Annotated in this window: 22 protein-coding genes; 8 read left to right on the top strand and 14 right to left on the bottom strand. The window is 67.9% G+C overall.

Annotated features, from left to right (window positions below):
- Positions 1–732: a beta-phosphoglucomutase family hydrolase gene (locus ACJH6J_RS20620; RefSeq protein WP_406802770.1), complete on the bottom strand. Its 732-nt coding sequence runs from the start codon at positions 730–732 to the stop codon at positions 1–3.
- Between the two features lie 70 nt (positions 733–802).
- Entirely contained in the window at positions 803–1672 is an 870-nt protein-coding gene (locus tag ACJH6J_RS20615) for a TauD/TfdA dioxygenase family protein (protein ID WP_406802769.1), read from the bottom strand.
- A 66-nt stretch (positions 1673–1738) separates the two neighbouring features.
- On the opposite strand from ACJH6J_RS20615, the gene ACJH6J_RS20610 reads away from it, so the two are divergent.
- Together ACJH6J_RS20610 and guaA are read left to right on the top strand one after the other, a co-directional pair.
- Positions 1739–2296 (top strand): TetR/AcrR family transcriptional regulator, encoded by a 558-nt coding sequence (locus ACJH6J_RS20610; RefSeq protein WP_212806821.1) that lies wholly within the window; start codon positions 1739–1741, stop codon positions 2294–2296.
- A 9-nt stretch (positions 2297–2305) separates the two neighbouring features.
- Positions 2306–3865 (top strand): glutamine-hydrolyzing GMP synthase, encoded by a 1560-nt coding sequence (gene guaA / locus ACJH6J_RS20605; RefSeq protein WP_212806820.1) that lies wholly within the window; start codon positions 2306–2308, stop codon positions 3863–3865.
- Positions 3866–3890: 25 nt separating this feature from the next.
- Here the strand turns inward: guaA and ACJH6J_RS20600 are convergent, their stop codons facing one another.
- The 3 genes from ACJH6J_RS20600 to ACJH6J_RS20590 are packed head-to-tail and all read right to left on the bottom strand — an operon-like array spanning position 3891 to position 7749.
- Positions 3891–5801: a zinc ribbon domain-containing protein gene (locus tag ACJH6J_RS20600; protein ID WP_346414579.1), complete on the bottom strand. Its 1911-nt coding sequence runs from the start codon at positions 5799–5801 to the stop codon at positions 3891–3893.
- Positions 5798–7432, bottom strand: a complete 1635-nt coding sequence (locus ACJH6J_RS20595) for a S53 family peptidase (RefSeq protein WP_212806818.1) — start codon at positions 7430–7432, stop codon at positions 5798–5800. The genes ACJH6J_RS20600 and ACJH6J_RS20595 overlap by 4 nt, the downstream gene beginning before the upstream one ends.
- A 59-nt stretch (positions 7433–7491) precedes the next feature.
- Entirely contained in the window at positions 7492–7749 is a 258-nt protein-coding gene (locus ACJH6J_RS20590; RefSeq protein ID WP_212806817.1) for a hypothetical protein, read from the bottom strand.
- Positions 7750–7959: 210 nt separating this feature from the next.
- Between ACJH6J_RS20590 and ACJH6J_RS20585 the strand changes: the two genes are divergently transcribed.
- The 4 genes from ACJH6J_RS20585 to ACJH6J_RS20570 all read left to right on the top strand — a co-directional run bounded on the left by ACJH6J_RS20585 (position 7960) and on the right by ACJH6J_RS20570 (position 11397).
- Positions 7960–8655, top strand: a complete 696-nt coding sequence (locus tag ACJH6J_RS20585) for a hypothetical protein (RefSeq protein ID WP_212806816.1) — start codon at positions 7960–7962, stop codon at positions 8653–8655.
- 1 nt (position 8656) lies between these two features.
- Positions 8657–10225 (top strand): DNA polymerase Y family protein, encoded by a 1569-nt coding sequence (locus tag ACJH6J_RS20580; RefSeq protein WP_212806815.1) that lies wholly within the window; start codon positions 8657–8659, stop codon positions 10223–10225.
- Between the two features lie 266 nt (positions 10226–10491).
- Entirely contained in the window at positions 10492–10923 is a 432-nt protein-coding gene (locus ACJH6J_RS20575; RefSeq protein ID WP_212806814.1) for a MarR family winged helix-turn-helix transcriptional regulator, read from the top strand.
- A gap of 51 nt (positions 10924–10974) precedes the next feature.
- Complete coding sequence (locus ACJH6J_RS20570) at positions 10975–11397, top strand: organic hydroperoxide resistance protein (RefSeq protein ID WP_020102468.1); 423 nt, start codon at positions 10975–10977, stop codon at positions 11395–11397.
- Between the two features lie 111 nt (positions 11398–11508).
- Here the strand turns inward: ACJH6J_RS20570 and ACJH6J_RS20565 are convergent, their stop codons facing one another.
- From ACJH6J_RS20565 to glnT, 8 genes are all read right to left on the bottom strand, one after another.
- Positions 11509–12594 (bottom strand): nucleoside hydrolase, encoded by a 1086-nt coding sequence (locus ACJH6J_RS20565; protein WP_305798813.1) that lies wholly within the window; start codon positions 12592–12594, stop codon positions 11509–11511.
- 63 nt (positions 12595–12657) lie between these two features.
- Positions 12658–13305 carry an XRE family transcriptional regulator gene (locus ACJH6J_RS20560; protein ID WP_212806813.1) on the bottom strand — a complete coding sequence of 216 codons (648 nt, stop codon included), beginning with the start codon at positions 13303–13305 and terminating at the stop codon, positions 12658–12660.
- Complete coding sequence (locus ACJH6J_RS20555) at positions 13259–14575, bottom strand: allantoate amidohydrolase (RefSeq protein WP_212806812.1); 1317 nt, start codon at positions 14573–14575, stop codon at positions 13259–13261. Before ACJH6J_RS20555 ends, ACJH6J_RS20560 begins: the two co-directional genes overlap by 47 nt.
- Before the next feature lie 39 nt (positions 14576–14614).
- A complete protein-coding gene (locus ACJH6J_RS20550) occupies positions 14615–15793 on the bottom strand; it encodes an FAD-binding oxidoreductase (protein ID WP_212806811.1) in 1179 nt (392 codons plus the stop codon).
- Positions 15793–17148, bottom strand: a complete 1356-nt coding sequence (locus tag ACJH6J_RS20545) for an FMN-binding glutamate synthase family protein (RefSeq protein WP_212806810.1) — start codon at positions 17146–17148, stop codon at positions 15793–15795. Before ACJH6J_RS20545 ends, ACJH6J_RS20550 begins: the two co-directional genes overlap by 1 nt.
- Before the next feature lie 14 nt (positions 17149–17162).
- Positions 17163–17843 (bottom strand): protein glxC, encoded by a 681-nt coding sequence (locus tag ACJH6J_RS20540; RefSeq protein ID WP_212806809.1) that lies wholly within the window; start codon positions 17841–17843, stop codon positions 17163–17165.
- On the bottom strand, positions 17840–18751 hold the full coding sequence (locus ACJH6J_RS20535; RefSeq protein WP_212806808.1) for a glutamine amidotransferase: 912 nt from the start codon (positions 18749–18751) through the stop codon (positions 17840–17842). The genes ACJH6J_RS20540 and ACJH6J_RS20535 overlap by 4 nt, the downstream gene beginning before the upstream one ends.
- Positions 18752–18816: 65 nt before the next feature.
- Entirely contained in the window at positions 18817–20154 is a 1338-nt protein-coding gene (gene glnT / locus ACJH6J_RS20530; protein ID WP_212806807.1) for a type III glutamate--ammonia ligase, read from the bottom strand.
- A 204-nt stretch (positions 20155–20358) separates the two neighbouring features.
- Here glnT and ACJH6J_RS20525 point away from each other — a divergent pair, with 204 nt between their 5' ends.
- A complete protein-coding gene (locus tag ACJH6J_RS20525) occupies positions 20359–21603 on the top strand; it encodes an ammonium transporter (protein WP_406804463.1) in 1245 nt (414 codons plus the stop codon).
- A gap of 67 nt (positions 21604–21670) precedes the next feature.
- Here ACJH6J_RS20525 and ACJH6J_RS20520 read toward each other — a convergent pair whose 3' ends face one another.
- The gene (locus ACJH6J_RS20520) at positions 21671–23683 is read right to left on the bottom strand and encodes an SDR family oxidoreductase (protein WP_212806805.1); all 2013 of its coding nucleotides are present in this window, start codon (positions 23681–23683) and stop codon (positions 21671–21673) included.
- Positions 23684–23771: 88 nt separating this feature from the next.
- Between ACJH6J_RS20520 and ACJH6J_RS20515 the strand changes: the two genes are divergently transcribed.
- Positions 23772–24638 carry a MaoC family dehydratase gene (locus tag ACJH6J_RS20515; protein WP_212806804.1) on the top strand — a complete coding sequence of 289 codons (867 nt, stop codon included), beginning with the start codon at positions 23772–23774 and terminating at the stop codon, positions 24636–24638.
- The last annotated feature ends 61 nt before the right edge of the window (positions 24639–24699 follow it).

Raw genomic sequence — 24699 nt, 5'->3', positions numbered from 1 at the left:
CTACAGCAGCTCGGCCAGGTCGCGGACCACGACGTCTGCGCCGCTGTCGCGTAGTTGCGCGGCTTGATCGGCTCTGTCCACTCCGACGACGTACCCGAATCTGCCGTTTCGGCCGGCCGCGACACCGGCCAGGGCGTCTTCGAAGACGGCGGCCGCCGCCGGTTCGACGCCCAGCAGTTGTGCGGCCCGCAGGAACGAATCCGGTGCCGGTTTGCCCGCGATGTGCTCGTCCCGCAGGGTCACACCGTCGACCCGCTGTTGGACGAACCGCGACAGTCGGGTCGCGTCGAGCACCTGACGGGTGTTGGCGCTCGACGACACGACCGCGATGCCGAGTCCGGCAGCGGCGACCGCCTCCAGATACTTCCGGGATCCGCTGAACGCCTCGATGCCGTCGTCGTGCAGCACCTGCTGGAACATCTCGTTCTTGCGGTTCCCGAGTCCGGCGACGGTCTCGGCGCCGGGCGGGTCGTCAGGGTCGCCCTCGGGGAGGTCGACGCCGCGGCTGCGCAGAAATGCGCGGACGCCGTCCTGGCGCGGCTTGCCGTCGACGTACTGCAGGTAGTCGTGACTGTCGAACGGGACGAACGGTTCGCCGTCGCGTTCGGCGCGGTGCCGCAGATAGTCGTCGAACATCGCCTTCCAGGCCTTCTTGTGCACGCTCGCGGTGTCGGTCAGGACGCCGTCGAGGTCGAACAGGCAGGCGTGCACGGCGTCGGGGAGACCCAGCATGGTTGCTCTTTCGGTCGGGAGCGGTTCTGCTGTGTCCTTTCCCGCTTTTCGGCCCGGTTATTCGTCGTCGCTATGCCGCGCTGATCACGCGGCTGGGCGTTCCGTGGATGTCGACGGGGACGTCGCCGGTCAGGGTGACGCGGTGCATCAGCCGGTGCTGGCCGTCGTAGTCGTCGACGGCGCGGTGCTGGGTGGCCCGGTTGTCCCACATCGCGACGTCGCCGGGCTGCCAGTTCCAGCGAACGGTGTTCTCTGTCATGGTGATTCGTCGCTGCAGCAGTTCCAGCAGGGCGGCCGACTCGTAGCTGTCCAGGCCGACGAAGCCGCGGACGAACTGGCCGGCCACGAGGGCGCGTTCCCCGGTCTCGGGGTGGACCCGCACCACCGGGTGCTCGGTGCGGAAGTCGGGCTTCTGGAATTCGGCCTGGTAGCCCTTCTGCTCGTCGGTGAGGTGGGTCGTGTCCACGGTGACGTCCTTGAGGTAGTCGAACCGGTTGGAGTGCACGGCCCGCAGGTTCTCCGCCAGCGCCTTGAGCGGGGCGGGCAGCGCCTCGTAGGCCGCGACGGTGGAGGCCCAGAGGGTGGAACCGCCGTAGGTCGGCAGGGTGACGGCGCGGAGCACCGATGCCGAGGGGTAGTCGGGCATGAACGTCACGTCGGTGTGCCAGCGGTTGGCCTTGCCGTACTCCGAGTCGATCGGGGTGATCTTCGGTGCGTCGGCGCGCTTCATCGAGTGATGGCCGACCAAGTCACCCATCAGTTCCCCGAAGGCCTGCTGTTGCGCGTCGTCGAGATGGTCCTGACCGCGGAAGAAGATGACCTTGTGCTCCAGCAGCGCGGCGCGAATCTCGGCGATGGTCTCGGGGGAGAGGTCACCGCCCAGTCGGACGCCGTCGATGACGGCACCGATCTTGCTGGTCAGTTTCGTGGCGTTGAGCATGACGTTCCTTTCGGCCAAGGCGACTGTAGTCAATTGACTACAGCACGTGGGCGCTAGTGTAGCCACATGACTACAGGCGTGCCAGTGGGCCGGGACGAGGTCGTCGCGGCCGTCCTCGAGGCCGCATCGGAGCTGTTCGCCGCACGCGGTCCCGCCGCCACGTCGATCCGGGACATCGCCGCGAAGTCGAACGTCAACCACGGTCTGGTGTTCCGGCACCTCGGCTCCAAGGATCAGCTGGTCGGAGCGGTGCTGGACCATCTCGGGCAACGGCTCAAGGGCCTGATCGACACCGATGCGCCGGCCGACGTGATCGACGCGGCAGTCGACCGACAGCTCCGGGTGATCGCCCGGGCCGCGCTCGACGGCTACCCGGTCGGGGAGTTGCAGACCACATTTCCCAACATGGCGCGCCTGCTCGACGAATTCCTGCCCCGGTACGCCGACGAGAATCAGGCCCGGCTCGCGGTGGGCAACATCATCGCGCTGCAACTCGGCTGGCGACTGCTGGGGCCATTCCTGCGGCCCGCGCTGGGGCTCGGCGAGATGACCGATGACGACGTCCGCGCCGCCGTGGGCGCCGCAGCCGAGCGGTTGGCAGAGCCGCCGGCTGCCCACCACTAGACTGGGCGGGTGCAAACACCAGCTTCACAGCCCGTTCTGGTCATCGACTTCGGTGCGCAGTACGCGCAGCTGATCGCCCGCCGGGTCCGCGAGGCTCGGGTGTTCTCCGAGGTGCTGCCGCATACCGCGACGGTCGAGGACATCAAGGCCAAGAACCCGCAGGCCATCGTGCTGTCCGGTGGGCCGTCCAGCGTCTACGAAGACGGCGCGCCGCAACTGGACGCGGCGATCTTCGACCTGGGCGTCCCGGTGTTCGGCATCTGCTACGGGTTCCAGGCCATGGCGCAGGCGCTCGGCGGCACCGTGGCGCACACCGGCACCAGTGAATACGGCCGGACCGAGCTGAAAGTCTCCGGCGGAGAACTGCATTCAGGCCTGCCGGGCACGCAGCCGGTGTGGATGAGCCACGGCGACGCGGTCACCGCGGCGCCCGCCGGATTCGACGTCGTGGCCAGCAGCCCCGGCGCCCCGGTCGCCGCCTTCGAGGACCGGGCCCGCAAGCTGGCCGGTGTCCAGTACCACCCCGAGGTGATGCACTCGCCGCACGGCCAGCAGGTGCTCAGCCGGTTCCTGCACGACTTCGCCGGCATCGGCGCGACCTGGACCGCGGCCAACATCGCCGACCAGCTGGTCGAGCAGGTGCGCGAGCAGATCGGCGACGGCCAGGCCATCTGCGGCCTGTCGGGCGGCGTCGACTCGGCGGTCGCGGCCGCGCTGGTGCAGCGCGCCATCGGCGACCGACTGACCTGTGTGTTCGTCGACCACGGCCTGCTGCGCGCGGGGGAGCGTGAGCAGGTCGAACGCGACTTCGTCGCCGCGACCGGTGCCAAGCTCGTCACCGTCGACGAAGCCGACCGCTTCCTCGACGCCCTGTCGGGTGTGACCAACCCCGAAGGCAAGCGCAAGATCATCGGCCGCGAGTTCATCCGGGCCTTCGAGGGCGCGGTGCGCGACACCCTGGGATCGAGCGAGTCCGAGATCGAATTCCTGGTGCAGGGCACGCTCTACCCGGACGTCGTGGAATCGGGCGGTGGCACCGGTACGGCCAACATCAAGAGCCACCACAACGTCGGCGGTCTGCCCGAGGACCTCAAGTTCAAACTCGTCGAGCCGCTGCGGCTGCTGTTCAAGGACGAGGTGCGCGCCGTCGGCCGCGAGCTCGGCCTGCCCGAGGAAATCGTTGGGCGCCAACCGTTCCCGGGCCCGGGTCTGGGTATCCGGATCGTCGGCGAGGTGACGGGCTCCCGGCTGGACACGCTGCGCCGCGCCGACTCGATCGCCCGCGAGGAGCTCACCGCGGCCGGGCAGGACCAGAGCATCTGGCAGTGCCCCGTGGTGCTGCTCGCCGATGTGCGCTCGGTGGGCGTGCAGGGTGACGGGCGGACCTACGGACATCCGATCGTGCTGCGCCCGGTGTCCAGTGAGGACGCCATGACCGCCGACTGGACCCGCGTGCCTTACGAAGTGCTGGAACGCATTTCGACGCGCATCACCAACGAGGTGCCCGAGGTGAACCGCGTGGTGCTGGACATCACCAGCAAGCCGCCGGGCACCATCGAGTGGGAGTGATCCCCCTCCGGCTGACGGGTGAGGCTCAGCGCGCCGGGTCGCCCCGCCACGCGAAGCTGTTGACGTACTGGCCCATGTCCAGGGCGAGTTGCAGGCCGACCGCGGACGGTTTCCCGGAGCCGAAGTCGGGCCCGAAACGGTGGTACGGACCCGAGGCCGCGGCGATCAGTGCCAGGTCGTTCTTGACGGCGACGAGCACCAACAGCCGCATCCGGGAGTACTGGCGGCTCGCGCCCTGCGGATACCAGTCGGCGACGACGCCGTAGCCCGTCTGGTAGCCGACCATGGCGTTCGGAATTTCGTACGCGGTCTTGGCATCCGGATAGGTCGACTTGACCAGTTCGGCCGCAATGTCTTTCGGCTGGCGTCCGGTCGCGGGCCGGCTGAACAGCTGCAGCATCCCGCCGTCGCCGGCGAGCAGTTTGGCCAGCACGCCGTGGTCGTCCTTGGTCACCTCGTACGCCGATCCGGTCGCCGGGTAGGCGACGCTGAACGAGCCGTCGGGTGCGGTGAACCGGGGGTTGATGGTCACCGGCTGACCCATGGGCGGATGGCCGCATTCCGGCGGGCACACGTACCGCACGGCCGGCTTCTCCAGAAGTCCGGACACCCCGACCAGGAGCGCGGCCAGCACCACCGCGGCGAGGACGAAGATCAGTGTCACCTGAACGCGTTTCGTGGTCCGGGTCGGCGTCGTCGCGTAGGCAGGCGCGTGCAGCGAGTAGCCGGGGAGGAGCCCCACCGTCAAGCTGTCGGCGGGTGCCGGGCGGTCGGTGCGCTGGCTGTGCCGTGCGGCCCGTGACGACGCCCGGGTGGCGGCGCCGCAGGCCGCGCAGAACGGGGCGTCGGGCACGACGTGGCCGCACTGGGTACACAGCAGCGGCTCGTCCATGTTGTAGTCGTCGTGGGCCTCGTGCAGCAGCGCCAGGTGCAGTCCGACGCGCAATGCCAGCAGTGCGACGAGGGTGAGCGCGAAATACATTGCCAGCTGGACGAACTGGGGCAGCTGGACCGCGTCGATCAGGCCGAGCAGGGCGTAGACCACGGCGACGATCACCGCGATCAGGGTCAGCGTCAGCCGGACGTAGCCTCGATGTTGGTGCGCCTTGTTCGGTGGCCGGGTGAACCACAGCGCCGCACCGATCAGGCCGCCGACGGTGGCCGCGATGATGGGAGTGGCCAGGCCGCGGATACCGGCCTCGACCAACAGGCCTTGCAGCGGGCGGTCGCGGTTGACCATGCCGGTGCCGAACTGCGGGGCCAGCCGGGTCAGGGTTGCCGCCGCGGTGAAATAGATGGCGGCGTGGGCGCCGATGGCGTAGCCGTGCAAGGCTTCTCGATGGCCGGGCCGGACCAGACGGATCACCAGTGTGGGCACCTGCATCAGCAGGAGGCCACCGAGCGTGGCGCCGAGGCCGGTGCGCAGCATGCGGGCCGCCGCGATGCCCGCACCGAGCGGGATGCCGTAAGACCGGGCGGCCACCGCTCCGGTGAGCAGCGCCCACCCGACGCCCAGCGCGACGGCGAGACCGGCGGTCAGCCAGAGGTTGCCCCGCGGTGCGTCCTGGTTGAATTCCGATTCCCGGAGATAGATTCCGAAGATCACGGGCAGCCCGAGGACGGCGACGGCGACGAGCGCGCCGGGCAGGCGAAGCATCGCGGTGGCGACCAGGGCCAGCACCAGGGCGACGAGCCCGAGCATGAACGACGTGCGCGACCGCGGGGACAGGTGGGGGAACAGCGAGCTGGTGATCGACAGGCGAAGCAGATGCTGGCCGGGTGCGGCGCTGAACGACCGCGCCCGCAACCAATGCGGTCCGTCGTGACGGTGTTCGCTCAGCGGCGCGCCGCACAGCCCGCAGTACTCGCCCGCCGGGACGTCCAGCTGGCAGACCTCGCACTCCATCATCGGCCGGTCTTCGAGCTGGGTGCTCATTGCGTCACCTTCTGCAGCAACAACAGGTTTTCCGCCAGGTTCTCCACGTTCGGGGTGCCGAGCCCGCTGACCAGGTCGTAGCCCGGGCCCGCCGTGTCAACGGCGTTGCCGCCCAAGGTGATATCGCGGAATGCCGGTCGCGGGGCGCCGGTGGCAATCCGATACAGCAGCGGGTTGAGCGCGCCGATCGGCCGTCCGCCGTTGGCGGTGAGGTATTGCGTCATGACGGCGGTCAGGCCGGCCCAGATCGGTGCGGACTGCGAGGTGCCGCCGCCGACGACCACCTCCTTGTCCACCACGATCCGCACGCCGGTGTAGGGATCGGCGACGGCCGAGATGTCCGGCGTCATGCGCTTGCCGGCGCTGCGTTTCGGGTCGACCTGGTTCGCCGCGGCCGCCTGCCAGCGTGGCTGGTCGAACAGTGCGGAGACGCCGCCGCCGGTGCCCTGGGAGAGCGGGACGTTGAACCAGGCCTGTTCGTCCACCCACCTGCCCTCGGCATCGGTGGACAGGGTGCTGCCGCCGACGTTGGTCATCTCGGGCAGCGACGCCACCGAATCCAGCCCGATGTCGGCGGGGCCGGGAGGGGAGTCCCAGTCGTCGCCGCCCTTGCATTCCAGTCCGGCCAGGTCGCCGCTGGCGTCAAATGCCGTGGTGCCGTGCGCTTCTGCGGCGGCCAACGCCGAGCGGACGGGAGTGAGGTCGGCCGCGGTGGTCAGTTTGTCGCAGCCCCAGCCGATCGACAGGCTCCAGATCGCGCCGGGGAAATCACGGTCGGTCCGCTCGAACATCTCGCCGATCTTCACGTAGGCGCCGTCGCCGGTGACGGTCGGACGGGCGTTGACCACGACCAGCCGGGCGTCGGGGGCGATGGCATGGATCACCTCGAGGTCCATGGTGGTCTCGCCGCGCTCGTCGCCGGGCTGCCCGCCGATGAGGGTCGGGGTGAACTTGGGCAGGCCGAAGGTGGTCGAGAACTGGTCCAGGTCGGCTTGGTCGTAACCGTTGAAAGCGAAGACCACCACCGTGGTGCCCTTGCCCGTGTGGCCGGCGGCGCTCAACTTGTCGGCGTGGTAGGCGCTGAGCAGGTGGCTCGGGGTCAGTCCGCGTTCCGGGACACCCTGCGGCGGGTCCTGCGGTGCCGAATCGTGGTGCGGGGTGTAGCTGAGGATCCGGCCCAATTCGGCGACCGTGCCTTGTAGTTCGGTGGGGAGCTGGGGTTGCTGCGGCGCGGCGTAGAACTCCTGTCCACGCCGGCCGCGATAGTCGTGCACCTCGACGCCGAAGGCGGCGCCCATCCGGTCGGGGTCGCCTTCGACGACGGCCCAGTTGTCGCCGGGGCGCCAGCGCACCGAAAGGCGTTGCAGCTCAGCCCAATTGATCAGCGCGTCCGGTCGATGGTTCGCATCGAGCGTGGCGGTGAGCTGGACGCGCTGCGGATGAGCGGGCCCGAGATCGGTCGAGGAGGCGAGTAGCGACGCGAAGGGACCGTCGATGGTGCCCGACGGCTGGTCTGACGCCGTGGTCGGCCGACCCGGGGTGGGCAGGTTGACGACCACCATCGTCAGCGTGGCGGCAAGCGCCAGGCCAACCAGCCATCGCCGGGGTGGTGTCCGATTCGGCGATGGCATGTACCAACGGTAGCGCGAACCCGGATTCTGCTGGGCCGGTAGGCAACCCGGGTTGGTTGTCAGTTGCGGTGCGTGCCCGGTGTGGCGGTGGGCGCCGGGTTGGCGGTGACCGACGGGGTGAACAGGTTGCCGCCGTTCGGGCTGAGCGACTTCTCGGTCGGGGTGACCGCCGATGTGGTCGTGGTCGTGGTGGTGGTCGACGGCGCCTCGGGGGTCTTCTTCTCCTCGCCGCAGCCGGCGGTGAGGCCGATCATCGCGATGAGTGCGGTGCCTCCCGCTGCGGCGGCGACGCGGTGGACCAGACGATTCGAACGCATGATGCATGCCCTTCCACTAGCGCAGCGGTCCACCAAGCCCCGAGCGGGATTTCCGGACCTATTCCAGTTATGAGCGTACAGGTCAGAACGCTGCGATGGCGGTGTTGTGGGTCACCGGCGGCTTGACCGTGTCGGTGGGTGGGTGTTTACTCACGATATCGAACAAATATTCGAATATTGACAGTGTCTGATGGTGCGGGAGGTGTTGTTGTGGCGGCTGTGACCAGTCTGGCGAATAGCCAGATTGACCGCGCTGACCAGCTGGAACAACTCCGGCGCAAGATCGCCGAGATGTCGGGACCCGCGGGTTTGCGCGGCCGGGACCGGGGACGGTCCGAGCCTGCCCCGAAGGTTGCCGAAAGTTTGCTGGAACCGTCGGATCTGCAGTCTGAGCTGCTGCCTGACGTGTTGCCCCGCGGCACGGTCGCGGTGCTCTCGGGGGCCCGCTCGCTGCCGTTGCGAATGGTGGCCGCGGTGACGGCGGCCGGTGGGTATGCGGCCATCGTCGGTCAGCCCAAGGTCGGGCTGCTGGCCGCGGTGGAGATGGGGGCCGACCTGGAACGCATCGCGCTCATCCCGGACCCGGGGCCGGACCCGGTGGAGGTGGCCGCGGTGCTCATGGACGGGCTCGACCTGGTGCTGCTCGGGCTGGGTGGCAAGTCCGTTCCGGCCGGCCGGGCGCGGGTGGTGGCGTCCCGGGCCCGGCAGCGCGAGTGCACCCTGCTGGTCACCGACGGCGACTGGCCCGGGGCGACGGCCCGGCTGGAGGCCAGGGTCCGCGGGTACGAGGTGGTCGGAGCGGGCGACGGGGACCCGGTGCCGGGGTGCGGGCGGATCGGCCGGGTGCGGCTGGACACGCGGGCCCGCGGCCGCTCGATGCGTCCGCTGCGAGCGGTGGGTGGCTGAGATGTCCCGGGTGTTGGCCATCTGGTGCATGGACTGGCCCGCGGTGGCGGCGGCGGTGGCGGCCGGGCTGCCGGTGACCGAACCGGTGGCGGTCACTCTGGCGAACCGGGTGGCGGCCTGTTCGGCGTCGGCGCGGGCATCGGGCGTCCGAAGGGGGTTGCGGCGCAGGGAAGCTCAGGCACGCTGTCCGCAATTGCACGTCGCCACCGCCGATCCGGCGCGGGATGCCCGTCATTTCGAGGGGGTGACGGCTGCGGTCGACGAGGTCGTGCCGCGCGCAGAGGTCCTGCGGCCGGGGCTGCTGGTATTGCCGGTGCGTGGCGCGGCCCGGTATTTCGGGTCGGAGCAGACCGCGGCTGAACGATTGGTCGACGCGGTGGGTGCGGCCGGGGTCGAATGCCAGGTGGGCATCGCCGACCAGCTGCCCACGGCGGTCTTCGCGGCCCGGGCGGGGCGCATCCTCGCGCCGGGTGAGGATGCGCAGTTTCTCGCAGAATTGTCCATCCGGCAGTTGGCCACCGAACCGAGCCTGTCCGGTGAGGGCCGGGAAGAACTGGCGGACTTGTTGTGGCGCATGGGTATCCGAACCATTGGGCAGTTCGCCGCGTTGTCCCGGACCGACGTGGCGTCCCGGTTCGGTACCGATGCCGTGGTCGCGCACCGGTTTTCGCGGGGTGAACCGGCGCGCCGCCCGTCGGGACCGGAGACGCCGGCGGACCTCGACGCCGTGATGGACTGCGACCCGCCGATCGACCGGGTGGACGCGGCGGCATTCGCCGGACGCTCGCTGGCAAGCCAGTTGCACCGCAGCCTGGAGTCCGCCGGGGTGGGGTGCACTCGGCTGGCCATCGATGCGGTGACCGCCAACGGTGAGGAACTGCAACGGGTTTGGCGGTGTGCCGAGCCGCTGACCGAGGATGCCACCGCGGACCGGGTGCGGTGGCAGCTGGACGGTTGGCTGACCAGGCGGGGACTGGGCGGCGCCGGGCCCACCGGACCCATCACGGTGTTGCGGCTGCATCCGGTCGAGGTCGTCTCGGCCGCGGCATTGCAGTTGCCGTTGTGGGGATCTTCCGGAGATGACGACCGGATGCGCGCCCGGCGGGCGCTGGTGCGGGTCCAGGGTCTGCTCGGGCCGGAGGCGGTGCAGGTGCCGGTGCTCAGTGGTGGACGGGGGCCCGCCGAGCGCATCACACTCACGCCGCTGGGTGATGAGGTGGTGCCGTTGAATGATCCGACCCAGCCGTGGCCCGGGCGCCTGCCGGAGCCGGCTCCGGTGGTCCTGCTGGATGACCCGGTGGAACTTGTTGACGTACGCGGTGATTCGGTTCGGGTGACGGACCGGGGCATGTTCTCCACCGATCCGGTGGGGCTGACGGGTTCGGGTTACCGCGGGGCGTTGCGCTGGTGGGCGGGGCCGTGGCCGGTCGACGAACGCTGGTGGGATCCGGAGCGGGGGAAGGGCCGCACGGCCCGGGTTCAGGTGCTGCTCGGAGATGAAGGGGAGAGCCGTGCGCTGCTCCTCTGCTATCGACAGCGGCGGTGGTATGTGGAGGGGGTTTATGAATAGGCCGGCGCTGTAGTTCGAACCGTGGAGTTCCTGGGCGGGGCGGCACCCAATGGTTGCCCCATCGCTTCCTATGACGAATGTGCAGGTTTCGTTCGACATTTCGCAGATTCACCGTCCGAAACTGCACATTCGCCGTAGCACCCCTCGGGGATGGGCGGACTGTGGCACCGCCGGAAGTACCCGAACCAGCGACATCTTCGAGGCCTGCCGGCAGCACGACAAAATTATGGTTGTGCACAACTGAATTGTGGGCTACAGTTCTTCGTGTGGACGCACTCACCTTGGACCGTCAGCTCTGCTTCGCCTTGTACTCGGCGTCGCGGGCGATGACAGCGGCCTACCGGCCGATCCTGGCCGAGCTGAACCTCACCTACCCGCAGTACCTCGTGCTGCTGGTGCTGTGGGAAGAGGATCGGGTCACGGTCGGGCGCCTGGGTGAGCGGCTGCAGCTGGATTCGGGCACTCTCTCACCGCTACTGAAACGGTTGGAAGCCAATGGATTCATCCGTCGTGAACGGTCGTTGCAGGACGAGCGCCAGGTCGAGGTGACCCTCACCCCGGCCGGCCGCAAGCTCGAGGGAAAGGCCCAGTGCATCCCCGAGAAGCTGGGCGCCCAGACCGGCATCACCGAGCAGGAAGCCGCGGATCTGCGCGACGCGATTCACCGATTGACCGATGCGCTCACCGCATCGCACTGATTTACCGACGCAACCCGCGTCACTGGCACCAACCACCACAAGGAGATCGACATGAAGACGCTGTACACCGCAGAAGCCCTGGCCACCGGCGAAGGTCGCGACGGCCACGGCCGCACTTCCGACGGCAAGCTGGACCTGGATCTGGCCATCCCGAAGGAGATGGGTGGCAGCGGCAACGGCACCAACCCCGAGCAGCTTTTCGCCATCGGCTACGCCGCCTGCTACCACTCGGCGCTGCGCCTGGTGGCCCGCGAAGCCAAGGCTGATGTCACCGATTCGTCTGTGGGAGCTCGGGTTTCGCTCGGCCAGCTGGACAACGGCGGATTCGGCCTGGCGGTCGAGCTGGAGATCACCCTGCCCAACCTGGAGCACGACGCTGCGCAGGAGCTGGCGGACAAGGCCCACCAGGTCTGCCCCTACTCCAACGCCACCCGCGGCAACATCGACGTCAAGATCACCGTCACCGACGACTGAGCTCCCGCCGCGAGCTGGGGGCACCTCCCGCTTGCGGGGGAACGCAAAACTGTCGAATTCCGTTCGGAAAAGACAGTTTTGCGCCTGCTCGCGGAGTCGTCGGAACACCCCTCACAACTTGGATGCGAAGGCCCCGACGCGCTCGATGAACCGATCGAAGAACGCCACCGGGTCGACCTCGATGCCGATGTGGGCATTGGGCTGGCGTCCCCAGTGTCCGCGCCAGTCGGCGACCGTCATGCCGCGCGTCAACGTGCCCAGCAGTTCCACGTCGACCGTCGCCTGCTGGTACCGGACGATGTCCGGGTCGAGCGCCACCGCCGCCGCGAGCGGGTCGTGCAGGTGCGCCAGGTAGCCCTCGCCCTGGTCGAAATGGAACTCGAAGTAGAACCGCATGGCGTCTTCCAGCACCCGGATCAGCGGGTTGGATGACGTCGACCGTGTCCCGCGATCGTCCAGCACACTCATCGGCGACGACGGTCCACCCGCTGCGGTAGCCAGCCGGCTCAACAGCGACGGTGTCATCGCGACGTTCTCGGTCAGGTTGAGCCCCAGCACTATTGGCAGATGCGTGGGGTCCTCCAGACCCCACGCCGCGCCCCACACCGAGAACACCTCGGCGGCGGCCTCCGGGTCGACGCTGATGTTCCATTCGGACACCGGCGTGGTGTTGCCCCGGTAGTCGAAGGCGCCGCCCATGATCACCAGGCGTCGCAGCAGCCGGGGGAGCGACGGCTCCTGCCGCAGCGCCAGCGCGAAGTTGGTCAGCGGGCCGGTGACGAGACCGATCAACTCGCCGGGGTACTCGCGTGCGGCCTGGATCCAGGCCTCGGCGGCGTCGTAGTCGGTGAGCACGCCGCCGATTTCGGACTCGGCGTCGGGCTCGGGCAGTTCCGCATAACCGAGTCCCTGCGGGCCGTGTGTGTCCTCGGCGGTGCGCAACGGCGCGACCAGCGGGACGCTCGAGCCCCTGGACACCGGGATGGGGCCGACGCCGCACAACTGCAGCAGCCCCAGATTGTTGACGCATACCTGGTCGACCGGGACGTTGCCCGCGGTGGACGCGATGCCCACCAGTTCGGCGTCGGCGCTGGCCAGCAGGTAGGCCAGTGCCATCGCGTCGTCTACGCCGGTGTCGACGTCGGCAAAAACCGGCTGCACCCTGGTCTGTCCGACGGGTAGTAGGCCCCCTGTCATGTCGCCAACCCTAAAGGGCCGCGGGGCAACGGGCAGTCCGATCGCGGGCTCTGGGCCTGTTACCTATATCGCGCCGTCGGGGAATGCGATGACCGACACAAAACGGATCGGCAGACGGATGAGCCGGGTGGGCCCGTGGACGCCCTCACCGTCGAACTGCAGTGAGTCGCCGGGCTCGAGTCGATACTCGGACCGGCCGTGGCCGTAGTCCATGACGCCGTCGAGCATGTAGATGAATTCGGTCCCGGGATGCTGGAACAGTGGATAGACCTCACTGTCCTCGTTGAGCGTCACCATCAGGCATTCCAGGCGTTTGTGCTCGCCGCGGAGCCCACCCAGTAGTTCGTATTCGTGGCCGGCCTGCGAGCCGCTGCGGACGATCGGGGTGCCCTTGCCGGCTTTGACGAACGACGCGGGCCGTTCGGTGTCGGCGCCGCGGAACAGGTAGGTCACCGGTACGTCGAAACCTTTGGACAGCAGCGCGAGGGTGCTCAGCGAGCAGGACGTCTGGGCATTCTCGACCTTGGACAGCATGGCCTTGGAGATGCCGATGCGGGCGGCCATCTCTCCGACCGACAGACCCGAATTGTGGCGCAGCTGACGAACATTGCGCGCGATGGCGACCTCGAGCTCGAGTTCTTCGACCTTGTCGTCGGGCCGTCGGTTACGGGTGGTGCCCGCATTGCGAAGTAGCGTTTCGTCGTTCTCCACTTGTCAACCGTAACGCATCAACGTCCACTGTCAGTAGACGACGCGCGTCGGGGTCGGTACGGGCCGACTGGGCCTCGATGAGGTGCTGCAGGCTGTCGGCCAGAGCGACCGAGCCGGCTTCGGCATCCGCGTTCTCGACCGCTTCGGACGGCGCGTGGGAGACGCCGGTGGGGTTGCGCACGAACAACATTGCGGTGGGCACGTGATCCTTCAAGACTCCGGCATCATGCCCCGCGCCGGTGCCCAGTATCGGCGCGTCATCGAGCGTAGCGCTCAGCCCGTCACGCAACGACGAATCGAAATCGACGGTGGCGCTGAATGATTCCTCGGTCATCGTGACACCACAGCCCTCGCCGGCGGCAGCGGCATTGGCGGCCTCCGCGATCTCGTGCACCAGGAACTTGGTCACCGCGTCCTCGGGGTGACGTACGTCCAGCCAGAGATCCACACGCGAGGCGATGACGTTGGTGCCGCCGGGCACCGGGACGATCCGGCCGACGGTGGCGCGTGCGCCGCTGATGGCCCGCGCCTGTGACTGGACGGCGGTGATCAGCCGGGCGGCGGCCACCATGGGATCGGCCCGGTCCGTCATGAGCGTGGTGCCGGCGTGGTTGCCCGCACCGGTGAAGGACAACCGCCACCGGCCGTGGCCGAGGATGGACGACGCGACAGCCACCGGCCTGCCCAGATCGATCAGCCCGCGGCCCTGTTCGACATGGAGTTCCACGAACGTCCCGATCCGCCGCACCATGTCTGGATCGGGCCCCAGATGAGCGGGATCGATTCCGGCACAACGACTTGCCTCGGCGAATGTGGTTCCGCTGCTGTCGGTCAGTGATCGGGCCCGGTCCGGGTCGATCGCTCCGGTCAGCAGCCGCGAGCCCAGGCACGCGACCCCGAAACGTGAGCCCTCCTCCTCGGGGAACACCGCGATGGCCCGCCGCCCGCCGACACCGCGGGCGGCCAGTAGATCGAAAGCGACCAACGCCGACGCCACCCCGAGCGGCCCGTCGTAGGCGCCGCCGCCGGGCACGGAATCCAGGTGACTGCCGGTGACGACGGCGTCGTCGCCGACTCCGCCCGACCAGGCCCAGATGATCCCGTTGCGGTCGGTCTCGATGTCCAGGCCGCGCTTTGCCGCGTGCGCGACGAACCACGACCGCAGGTCGAGCTCGGCGGTCGAATAGACGGGCCGGGTGTAGCCGCCGCGCTGGTTGTCGACGCCGGTGCCGGCGATCTCGGCAAGCAACGAGGTGACGGTGTCAGGCATGAAAGATCCTTCTTGGCAGAGAGATTCAGGGTGACGTGATCAGCGCATCTCGCCCGCACCGGCGTACGGGTGCAGGCTGTTGAGCGGCTTGCCTTCGGCGAACCGTTCCAGCCGGAAGTCCGTGGCCGGGATATCCGGATCGGTGCTGTCGCCCTCGAATACCAGATCCGCGACCAGCTCACCGACCGCGGGGCTGATCTTGAATCCGTGACCGGCGAACCCGGCCGCCAGGATCAACCCGTCGACCCCACCGACCGGCGCGATCACCGGATTCCAGTCCGGCGGAACGTCATACACGCCGGCGTAGGTGTGGGTCACCGCCGGCTCGGGGAAGCCGGGGAACCGGTGCATCACCTTTTCGCCGTAGGCCAGGACGGATGCCTCCGCCGCGACATTCGAGTAGTTGTCCGGGTCGACGAACTTCTTCTGGAAGTCGGCGTGGTCGCTGTTGCCGACCAGAAACTGGCCGGAGCCTTCGACGCGGCAGTACTGCAGGCTGATCAAGTCGGAGATCACCGGCAGGTCCGGCAGCGGTGTGCCGGCGTCGACGATCAGCAGTTCCGATCGATACGCCTCGATGGGAAAGTCGATGCCCATGGCGGCCAACAACTTTGCCGACCACCAGCCGTTGGCCACGATCACCAGATCGGCGTCGATGAGGTCACCGTTCTCCAGCATGACCCCGGTGACCTTGTCGCCGGCTGTCACGACGCGGGCGACGGGCGTGTTCTGCCGGATCCTGGCCCCCGCCGCCCGGGCTGCCTGCCCGAAGTGCAGTGCCAGCTGGGTGGCGTCGGCGAATCCGCCGCGTGGTTCGTAGGAAGCCAGTGCCACATCGGAGGTTTCGAGCATCGGCCACAGTTTCTGCAGGGTGTCGGTGTCGATCAGTTCGACCTCGACGCCGAGCGATTGATGCATGGCCGTGTTCGCGCTCAGGGCGTCGACGTTCTCGTCACCGACGAGCACGGTGTAGCCGACCTGGCGGAAGCCGACGGCGTCTCCCAGCTGTTCGATCACCGGCAGGCTGCGCCAGGCCATCGCGGCGATCGACGGCACACCGTAGTGGGCGCGGACGATGCCCGATGATTTTCCGGTGCCGCCGCTGGCCAGCTGATGCCGTTCCAGGACAAGGATATCCGTGAGCCCGCGCTGAGTCAGGGAGTGTGCGATGGACAGTCCGATGAGGCCGCCACCGATGATCACGGCTTTCGACGCCATCAGAAACCACCTGCCGCGGAGTGGCCCGGGATCCACGACGTGCCGGCCAACGGCACCCGCGCCATGGCGGCGGCTTCGATGGACACGGCAACCATGTCCTCAGGCTCCAGGTGCGTGACGTGTGCCTTGCCGCAGGCGCGTGCGATGGTCTGTGCCTCCATCGTCAAGACGCGCAGGTAGTTGGCGACGCGGCGGCCGCCGTCGACCGGGTCCAGCGCCTGCTGCAACACCGGATCCTGCGTGGTGATGCCTGCTGGGTCCTGGCCGTCCTGGAAGTCGTCGAAAAACCCTGCTGCCGAGCCGAGTTGGGCGTACTCGGCCTCGTACTTCGGGTGGTTGTCGCCGAGCGCGATCAATGCAGCGGTGCCGATCGCGACGGCGTCGGCTCCCAGCGCCAGTGCTTTCGCGACGTCGGCGCCGGTGCGGATGCCGCCGGACACGATCAATTGCACGCCGTCGGGCTTGCGGTGTACGCCGAGTTCCTGCAGGGCCTGCACGGCTTGCGGTACTGCGGCCAGGGTGGGGATGCCGACGTGCTCGATGAACACCTCTTGGGTGGCCGCGGTGCCGCCCTGCATGCCGTCGACCACGACGACGTCGGCGCCGGCGTGGACCGCGAGTTTGACGTCGTAGTACGTGCGCGATGCGCCGACCTTGACGTAGATCGGCTTCTCCCAATCGGTGATCTCACGGAGCTCGTTGATCTTGATGGTCAGGTCGTCAGGGCCGGTCCAGTCGGGGTGCCGCGACGCCGAGCGCTGGTCGATGCCCTGTGGCAGGTCGCGCATCCCGGCGACCCGTTCGGAGACCTTCTGGCCCAGCAGCATTCCGCCACCACCGGGCTTGGCGCCCTGGCCGAGTACCACCTCGATGGCGTCGGCGCGGCGTAGGTCGTCCGGGTTCATTCCGTACCGGTTCGGCAGGTATTGGTAGACAAGGTGTTTGGAGTGGCCACGTTCCTCGGGCGTCATGCCGCCGTCTCCCGTGGTGGTCGACGTACCCACTTCTGAGGCGCCGCGTCCGAGCGCCTCCTTGGCGCGGCCGGACAGCGCCCCGAACGACATGCCGGCGATGGTGACCGGGATATCCAGGTGCAGTGGGTATTTGGCGTTCCGTGCGCCCAACACCACATCGGTGCCGCACTTCTCGCGGTAGCCCTCCAGAGGGTAGCGCGACATCGACGCGCCGAGGAAGAGGAGGTCGTCGAAATGGGGGAGTGCGCGCTTGGCGCCCCAGCCGCGGATGTCGTAGATGCCGGTCTCCGCCGCCCGGTGGATGGCGGCGATGGTCGTGCGGTCGAAGGTGGCGGACTCGCGTAGACCGCGGTTGGCGCGGTCGTCTGCCGAGAAGGTCATGAGCTGGCCTCCAATCAGTAGGAGTTGTGTGCTTGGAAGTGATAGAGGTTGCGGGCCGAGCCGTAGCGCCGGTACGTGGCCGGGTCGTCGTCGTAGCCCGCCGCCTTGAGCAGGCCCGCGAGCTCCTCGAGGTGTTCGGCCTCCATCGGTTTCTCGATGCAGTCCGCACCAAGGGATTTCACTTCGCCTCGGACGTACAGCCGGGCCTCGTAGATCGAGTCGCCGAGGGCGTCGCCGGCGTCACCGCGGATGACGATGCGGCCCTTCTGTGCCATGAAGGCGCTCATGTGGCCCACTGAGCCTCCGATGACGATGTCCAGCCCTTTCAGCGAGATGCCACACCGGGCGGCGGCGTTGCCGTCGATGACGAGCAGTCCGCCGCGCCCCGTGGCGCCCGCCGATTGCGATGCGTCGCCGGTGACATGGACGACACCGCTCATCATGTTCTCCGCCAGACCTTGTCCGGCGTTGCCGTTGACGGTGATCTCGGCCTTCTGGTTCATGCCGGCGGCGTAGTAGCCGACGTGGCCGTGCACCGTGATCTCGACCGGCGAGTTGACTCCGACGGCCACGTTGTGCGCGCCTTGGGGATTGGTGATGACGAACTGGCCGTCGATGCCGTCGGCGTGCAGGGCCGCATTGACGTCACGCAGACTCACCGTCGACAGGTCGAAAGTCGTTGGCGCGTCGCTCATGCCGGCACCGCCTCTCGGCTCCAGGCGTAGACCACTTCGGGTTCGGGCTCCCAGATGCGGGCGTCCTCGATCCCCGGCAGGTGCGCCAGGGCGCGGAACTCCGATGCCATGGCCACCCAGTCCGTGGTCTCGGCGATGACCGCCGGTTTGCACGCGATGGCGTCGCGGACGATGGCGAAGCTGTCGCTGTTGGAGACCAGCAGGGTGTAGAAGCCGTCGAATGTTGTCGTCAGATCGGTCAGGGCCTGCTCGACGTCGGATCCCGCCGCCAGCTCGTGGGCCACGAAGCGGGCACCGACCTCGGTGTCGTTCTCGGAATCGAATTCGACACCGGCCGCGCGTAGGTTACGTCGGATGCCGGCGTGGTTGGCGAACGAACCGTTGTGCACCAGACACTGATCCGGGCCCACCGCATACGGATGTGCGCCGCTGGGCGTCACCGCCGATTCGGTGGCCATCCGGGTATGGCCGACGCCCTGCCAGCCCTGTGCGCCGGCCAAGCCCCAGTTCTCGACCAGCGACGTGGGCGTGCCGACGCCCTTGAGCACCGCCACATCGGTGCCGAATCCGCCGACGAGAGCGTGCGGGTACACCGCCTTGGCCGCGGCGAGCAGTGCCTCGGGCGTCGTGGACGCCGACACCAGATAGGTCACATCGCGCGCGATGACCGTGATTTCGGCGCTCAGGCGGGCGCCGAGTGCTTCCGCGACCTGTTCGGGGGACTCGCCGACTTCGATCAGCGAGATGGTGCTCTGTCCCGGCGGTGACCACTCGGGGTCGCCATACACGGCGATGCCGGCGGAGTCGGCGCCGCGCGCCTCCATGGCGGTCAGCATGCCGGCCAACAGTTCACCCAGCCTGGGATAGAGCTCGGGGTTGCGCAGGTGCAACCCGACGATTCCGCACATGGTTGTACTGGTCCTTTCTCGTCGCGGCCCGATGTTGTTGGCCGACAGCGGTTTTGCTGCAGTGCTCAGAAAGCGGTGAGGTAGCGCTCGTGTTCCCAGGCGCCGACCGCGGAATGCCAGTCCCAGAACTCGGTCTTCTTCAGACGGGCGAAATAGGCGGCGACACTGGGGATATCGGTGTTGGGCGGGATGGCGGCATCCAGGGCGCCGGTCATCACCTCGTCGGTCTCCAGCCGTTCGATGGCGTGCAACAGCGTGGCGGGGAGGCGTTCCTGTTTCGGTCCCGTGCCCAGGGCGCCGGGGTCAGCAGCCCGCTTGATGCCGTCCAGTCCGGCGGCGAGTGCGACGGCCGCCGCCAGGTACGGGTTGGCCGAACCGTCGGCGCCGCGCATTTCGATGCGACTGCTGTCCGGGACGCGCACGTAGTGGGTGCGGTCGTTGCCGCCATAGGTCGGAAAGCGCGGCGCCCATGAGGCGCCCGACGCCGTCGAGATGGCGCCGGTTCGCTTGTAGGAGTTGACCGTTGGCGCGATCACCGCCTGCATGGCGCACGCGTGATCGAGGATGCCGGCGATGAACGAGTACGCCGTCGCGGACATCGCGAGGCCGCGGTCGTCCTCGTGGGGCTCGGTCGGGAACACCGGGGCGCCGCCACTGGTGAGTGACATGTGCATGTGCAGGCCGGATCCGGTCTTGTTCGCGAACGGCTTCGGCATGAACGTGGCGATCATGCCCCGCTCAGCGGCCATCACGTTGAGCAGGTAACGCAGGGTGATGACGCGGTCACAGGTGGTCAGCGCCTCGGCGTAATTGAAGTTCTGTTCGAACTGGCCGGACCCGTCCTCGTGATCGTTGGCATAGTTGCCCCAGCCCAGACCGTTGATCGCGGTGCTGATCGACGACAGGTGGTCGTACATCCGGGTGACACTGCGGGCGTCGTAACACGGTTGGGCCGCGGTGTCCTGGTCGTCCGCAGGCACCAATGCGCCGTCGGCGTCCCGCTTGAGTAGGAAGTACTCGACCTCGGCGCCGATCCACGGTTCGAATCCGGCGTCGGCGGCCTGCTGGATCATGGCCTTGAGGATGTTGCGCGGCGCGAACGGCCACGGCTCACCGTTCACGTGCGGATCGCAATGGACGAGGGCCAGGCCCTCTTTGACGAAGGGGATCGGTGTGAACGACGCAGGATCGGGCATGGCGACCAGATCGGGGTCTTTCGGTTCCTGGCCGATCGCGCCGACCGCGTAGCCGGCGAACCCGACTCCGTCGGTGGCGAGTTCGTCGACCGCTTCGACTGGCACCAGCTTCGCGCACGGCTTGCCGTTCAGGTCGACGAAGAGCGCGAGGATGAACTTGGTTCCCGCCTGGGCGGCCAACTCCGCAAGTGTGGTGGGCTTCGTCATGCCAACTCCCGACTACTGATAGGAATCATCGTTTCTCAATAGTAGACATGGGCGACTTGGGGATTGCAACAGCAGCTACGTAACTTCGGCGTTACGAGGTCGTTCACAAGCTTGTTACGCGCACCATCTCGTCTACGCAAAGAAAACGATGTCTACTGTCCCGAGACGGGCATAGCCTGTGCCCCGAACTTGCGAGGAGGCGAAATGGATACCGGAACAACAGCATTCATGCTCTGTTGCATCATTGGGCTCACCATCATGATCCCGGGGCTGGCCCTGTTCTACGGCGGCATGGTCAGTGTGAAGAGTTCGACCAACATGATGATGATGACGTACGGCGCCGTGGCGGTCGTCGGAGTGCTGTGGGTGCTGTTCGGCTTCTCCATGGCGTTCGGCACTTCCTATGGCGGATTCGTCGGGAGCATCACCGAGTTCGCGGGGATGAAGAACCTCCTGGACCCGATGACCACCATCAACGGCCTGCCGGTCAGCTTGTTCGCGCTGTTCCAGGCGCTCTTCGCGGCGCTGACCGTGGCGATCGTCTCGGGTGCCGCCGCGGACCGGATGAAGTTCGCGGCCTGGATGACGTTCGCGACGGCGTGGGCAATTCTGGTCTACTTCCCGGTCGCCCATTGGGTTTTCGCGGTCGACGGCGTCGTCACGAGTGACGCCAAGGGCGGCTGGATCGCCAACAAGCTGCACGCCATCGACTTCGCCGGTGGCACGGCGGTCCACATCAACGCGGGCGCGGCTGCGCTCGCGGTGGCGCTGGTGCTCGGCCGCTCGGCGACCTGGTCGTCACGTAAGCCGCACAACGTGCCGCTCATCCTGCTCGGCGCCGGTCTGCTGTGGGCCGGTTGGTACGCGTTCAACGGTGGCTCGGCGCTGTCCGCCGGCAAGCCGGCGGCGATCGTCATGGTCACGTCGTTCGTCGCGACGTGTGCGGCCACGCTGGGCTGGCTCCTGGTGGAGAAGTTCAAGGACGGCCACGTCACCGGCATCGGCGCCGCCTCGGGCGCCATCACCGGTCTGGTCGCCATCACTCCCGCGTGTGGTGCCGTCACCCCGGTCGGCGCCATCTTCGTCGGCTTCATCCCGGCGGTGATCTGCCCGTTCGCCATCGGGCTCAAGCACAAGTTCGGCTATGACGACTCGACCGACGTCGTCGGCGTCCACCTCGTCGGCGGCATCGTCGGCACCCTGCTGATCGGTTTCTTCGCCAGCTCGGGCATGCCCAACGGCGTCAACGGACTGCTGTACGGCGGCGGCGCAGACCTGCTGCTCAAGCAGGCCGTCGCCGCGGGGTCGGTCCTGGCCTACTCGTTCACGGTGGCCCTCGTCATCGCGCTTGTCATCAAGAAGATGATGGGGCTGCGGATCTCGGCGGAAGAGGAGGAAGAGGGCATCGACTCGACCCTGCACCGGGACCCGGCGTACGAATTGGTCTGACCTCGACACCGCGACACCTGGTCCGAGCCCCATTGCTGGGACCAGGTGTCGCCGTCTGTATCGGTGTCTACCAGTGCACGCCGGGGATCAGCCGTACCGCGGTCTTGACCGGACGGGGCACCCGGACCTTGCCGGCTGCGAGGGGCCGCTTGGGTCGACGCGGTGTGCGCGGGCGATCCGGACGATCAACCGGCGGCTGGGTTTCGGCGACACCGCGGGCCGCTGCCGAATCCGGGTAGCCGAGGTACAACTGGTGCAGCACGCGGCGAGACAGCTTGGGTGTGAAGTAGTTTCCGAGATCACCCAGCGTGCCCATCGGGGTGTCGATCCGGGCCGGCTTCTCGACCAGGCCGCGCACCACCATTGCCGCGGCGTGCTCCGCGGTGATCGGCGGCATGGGGTTCAACCGCTTCGACGGCGCGATCATGGGGGTCTCCACCAACGGCATGTGGATGTTGGTGAACGTGATGTGGTCCGAAAGGGTCTCGGTGCCAACCACTTCCGAGAACGCGTCCAGCGCGGCCTTGCTCGGCAGATAGGCGCTGTACTTCGGGCTGTTGGCCTGCACCCCGGCGCTCGACACGTTGACCACGTGACCGAACCGGCGTTCGCGCCAGTGTGGCAGCAGCGCCAGGGTCATTCGCACGGCGCCGAAGTAGTTGACCGCCATCACGCGCTCATAGTCGTGGAAGCGGTCGGTCGAGTTGACGACCGACCGGCGGATCGAGCGGCCGGCGTTGTTCACCAGATAGTCGACGTGATCGAACTGGCCGAGGATGTCCTTGACGGTGTGTTCCACCGAACTGCCGTCGGCGACATCGCACGTGAAAGCGTAGGCCTCGCCGCCGAATTGGCGAATCTCCGCCACCAGCTCATCGAGGGCGTCGGCGCTGCGCGCCAGCGCGAACACCCGCCCGCCGCGCTCGGCGACGGCGATGGCCGAGGCCCGGCCGATACCGCTCGAGGCACCCGTGATGATCACGTTGCGCCCGACCAGCGGACCGCGCGGATCATCACGGCGGGCCCGGTCCGGGTCCAGGTGTTCGGCCCAGTACCGCCAGAGTTTCGGTGCGTAGGAAGCGAATTCGGGTAAGACGATGCCGGTGCCCTGCAATGCTGCGACAGTGGCCTCGGAGGCGAACGACGGCGCCAGGTCGACGACATCGAGCACCTCACCGGGGATGCCCAACTGGATGGCCGCCATGTTGCGCAGGACCTTGGCCCGCCCGGTGGCCTTGAGCACCGGAGCCGCAGTGGCCTTCGGCAAGGTGCCACGCAGTGGCGGCAAGCCGGCTTCCTGCGCGACGCCGCGGTAGATGTCCTTGAGCCCAATGGGATTCGGCGAGGTCAGATGGAAGGTCTGGCCGTCGCGTCCCTCGGCATGCATCAGCGCCACCAGCGCGTCGACCACGTAGTCCACCGGCACGATGTTGGTACGGCCGGTGTCGGGCACCATCATCGGCGTGAATTTCGGCAGTGCTGCCAGTCGCGACAGCACCCCGAAGAAGTAATACGGCCCGTCGACCTTGTCCATCTCGCCGGTCCGGGAGTCGCCGACGACGACGGCAGGCCGGTAGATCCGGTGCCGCAGACCCGCGGTGGCGCGCACCAGTTGCTCGGCTTCGAACTTGGTCTGGTGGTACGGCGTCGGCAGCTCCTGGGAGACATCGAAGTCGTCCTCCGTGAAAACGCCCCGGTAATTGCCGGCCACCGCGATCGACGACACGTGGTGCAGCGTCGCACCGAGGCCGCGCGTCAACTCGATCACCGCGCGAGTCCCTTCGACGTTGGCGGCCTGCTGAGTAGCGGCGTCGACGGTCATGTCATAGATCGCGGCGCAGTGCACCACATGATCGATCGGACCCAGATCAGCCAGATCGGCCAGGCCCAGACCTGCGGAGGTGAGGTCGCCGACCAGGGGTTTCGCCCGGTCACCCCAGTCCGCGGCCAGTTCTTCGAAGCGAGCCAACGAGGCCCGACGAACGAGAACGAACACTTCGGCTTCGTCGTACTGAGCCAGAATCCGGCTGACGACGCGGCGGCCAATAAACCCGGTACCGCCGGTAACGACATATCGCATGCGAGTCATCGTGAACCTGTCGCGGGTTCAGGTCAATAGCGCGTATGGTCCGAATTTGTCACACCGACTTCTGAGGGAGAACCGCCGAATGCCGATCAACCCCAATGCCATCGGAGCCAAGACCGCACCGCAGCCTTTCGAGTGGACCGAGCGCGACACCCTGCTCTACGCACTCGGAGTGGGTTGCGGGACGAAGGATTTGGCGTTCACCACGGAGAACAGCCATGGCATCGACCAGCAGGTGCTGCCCACCTACGCGGTGATCTGCTGCCCGGCCTGGGGCGCTGTCGGGGAGGTCGGCAGCTTCAACTTCGGCAAGCTGCTGCACGGCAGCCAGCAGATTCGGCTGCACGCGCCGCTGCCGCCGTCGGGCCGATTCAACGTCAGCTCCGAGGTGGTCGACATCCAGGACAAGGGCGAGGGCAAGAACGCCATCCTGACGTTCAAGGGCACCGCCACGGACGACAGCGGGAATGTGATCGCCGAATCCTGGTCGACCGCGGTGATCCGCGGTGAGGGTGGATTCGGCGGGCAGCCAGGGGAGCGGGCCGCCGCGCCGGAGATCCCGGATCGCCCGGCCGACGCCGTCGTGGCGCTGCCCACCACCGAGGATCAGCCGCTGATCTACCGGCTCTCCGGCGACCGGAACCCGCTGCACAGCGACCCGTGGTTCGCGCAGACCCTCGCCGGCTTCCCGAAGCCGATCCTGCACGGCCTGTGCACCTACGGCGTCGCCGGCCGCGTCCTGGTCACCGAGCTCGCCGGCGGTGACGCCGCCAAGATCAAGGCCGTCGGCGCGCGCTTCACATCCCCGGTGTTCCCCGGCGAGACGTTGACGACATCGGTGTGGCGCACCGAGCCTGGGCACGCGGTGTTCCGTACCGAGGCCGCTGCGGCCGACGGCAGCAACGCCCGGCTGGTGCTCGAAGACGGGACCGCGGAGTACAGCGACTGACGGTTGCGCGGCGCGGCGGCCGCGCATGCGGCGTAGCGTCATAGGTAGAGCCGCGTCAGAT

Source organism: Mycobacterium sp. SMC-18, from assembly GCF_045310895.1.
GTDB lineage: Bacteria > Actinomycetota > Actinomycetes > Mycobacteriales > Mycobacteriaceae > Mycobacterium.
The sequence above is the reverse complement of the archived record's forward strand: the minus strand, read 5'-3'. Positions and strand labels throughout refer to the sequence as shown.

Bases quoted from the DNA above. Each gene is read 5' to 3' on its own strand.
- ACJH6J_RS20620 (WP_406802770.1), bottom strand. From the start codon at position 732: ATGCTGGGTCTCCCCGACGCCGTGCACGCCTGCCTGTTCGACCTCGAC.
- ACJH6J_RS20615 (WP_406802769.1), bottom strand. From the start codon at position 1,672: ATGCTCAACGCCACGAAACTGACCAGCAAGATCGGTGCCGTCATCGAC.
- ACJH6J_RS20610 (WP_212806821.1), top strand. From the start codon at position 1,739: ATGACTACAGGCGTGCCAGTGGGCCGGGACGAGGTCGTCGCGGCCGTC.
- ACJH6J_RS20600 (WP_346414579.1), bottom strand. From the start codon at position 5,801: ATGAGCACCCAGCTCGAAGACCGGCCGATGATGGAGTGCGAGGTCTGC.
- ACJH6J_RS20595 (WP_212806818.1), bottom strand. From the start codon at position 7,432: ATGCCATCGCCGAATCGGACACCACCCCGGCGATGGCTGGTTGGCCTG.
- ACJH6J_RS20590 (WP_212806817.1), bottom strand. From the start codon at position 7,749: ATGCGTTCGAATCGTCTGGTCCACCGCGTCGCCGCCGCAGCGGGAGGC.
- ACJH6J_RS20580 (WP_212806815.1), top strand. From the start codon at position 8,657: ATGTCCCGGGTGTTGGCCATCTGGTGCATGGACTGGCCCGCGGTGGCG.
- ACJH6J_RS20570 (WP_020102468.1), top strand. From the start codon at position 10,975: ATGAAGACGCTGTACACCGCAGAAGCCCTGGCCACCGGCGAAGGTCGC.
- ACJH6J_RS20565 (WP_305798813.1), bottom strand. From the start codon at position 12,594: ATGACAGGGGGCCTACTACCCGTCGGACAGACCAGGGTGCAGCCGGTT.
- ACJH6J_RS20555 (WP_212806812.1), bottom strand. From the start codon at position 14,575: ATGCCTGACACCGTCACCTCGTTGCTTGCCGAGATCGCCGGCACCGGC.
- ACJH6J_RS20550 (WP_212806811.1), bottom strand. From the start codon at position 15,793: ATGGCGTCGAAAGCCGTGATCATCGGTGGCGGCCTCATCGGACTGTCC.
- ACJH6J_RS20545 (WP_212806810.1), bottom strand. From the start codon at position 17,148: ATGACCTTCTCGGCAGACGACCGCGCCAACCGCGGTCTACGCGAGTCC.
- ACJH6J_RS20540 (WP_212806809.1), bottom strand. From the start codon at position 17,843: ATGAGCGACGCGCCAACGACTTTCGACCTGTCGACGGTGAGTCTGCGT.
- ACJH6J_RS20535 (WP_212806808.1), bottom strand. From the start codon at position 18,751: ATGTGCGGAATCGTCGGGTTGCACCTGCGCAACCCCGAGCTCTATCCC.
- glnT (WP_212806807.1), bottom strand. From the start codon at position 20,154: ATGACGAAGCCCACCACACTTGCGGAGTTGGCCGCCCAGGCGGGAACC.
- ACJH6J_RS20525 (WP_406804463.1), top strand. From the start codon at position 20,359: ATGGATACCGGAACAACAGCATTCATGCTCTGTTGCATCATTGGGCTC.
- ACJH6J_RS20520 (WP_212806805.1), bottom strand. From the start codon at position 23,683: ATGCGATATGTCGTTACCGGCGGTACCGGGTTTATTGGCCGCCGCGTC.
- ACJH6J_RS20515 (WP_212806804.1), top strand. From the start codon at position 23,772: ATGCCGATCAACCCCAATGCCATCGGAGCCAAGACCGCACCGCAGCCT.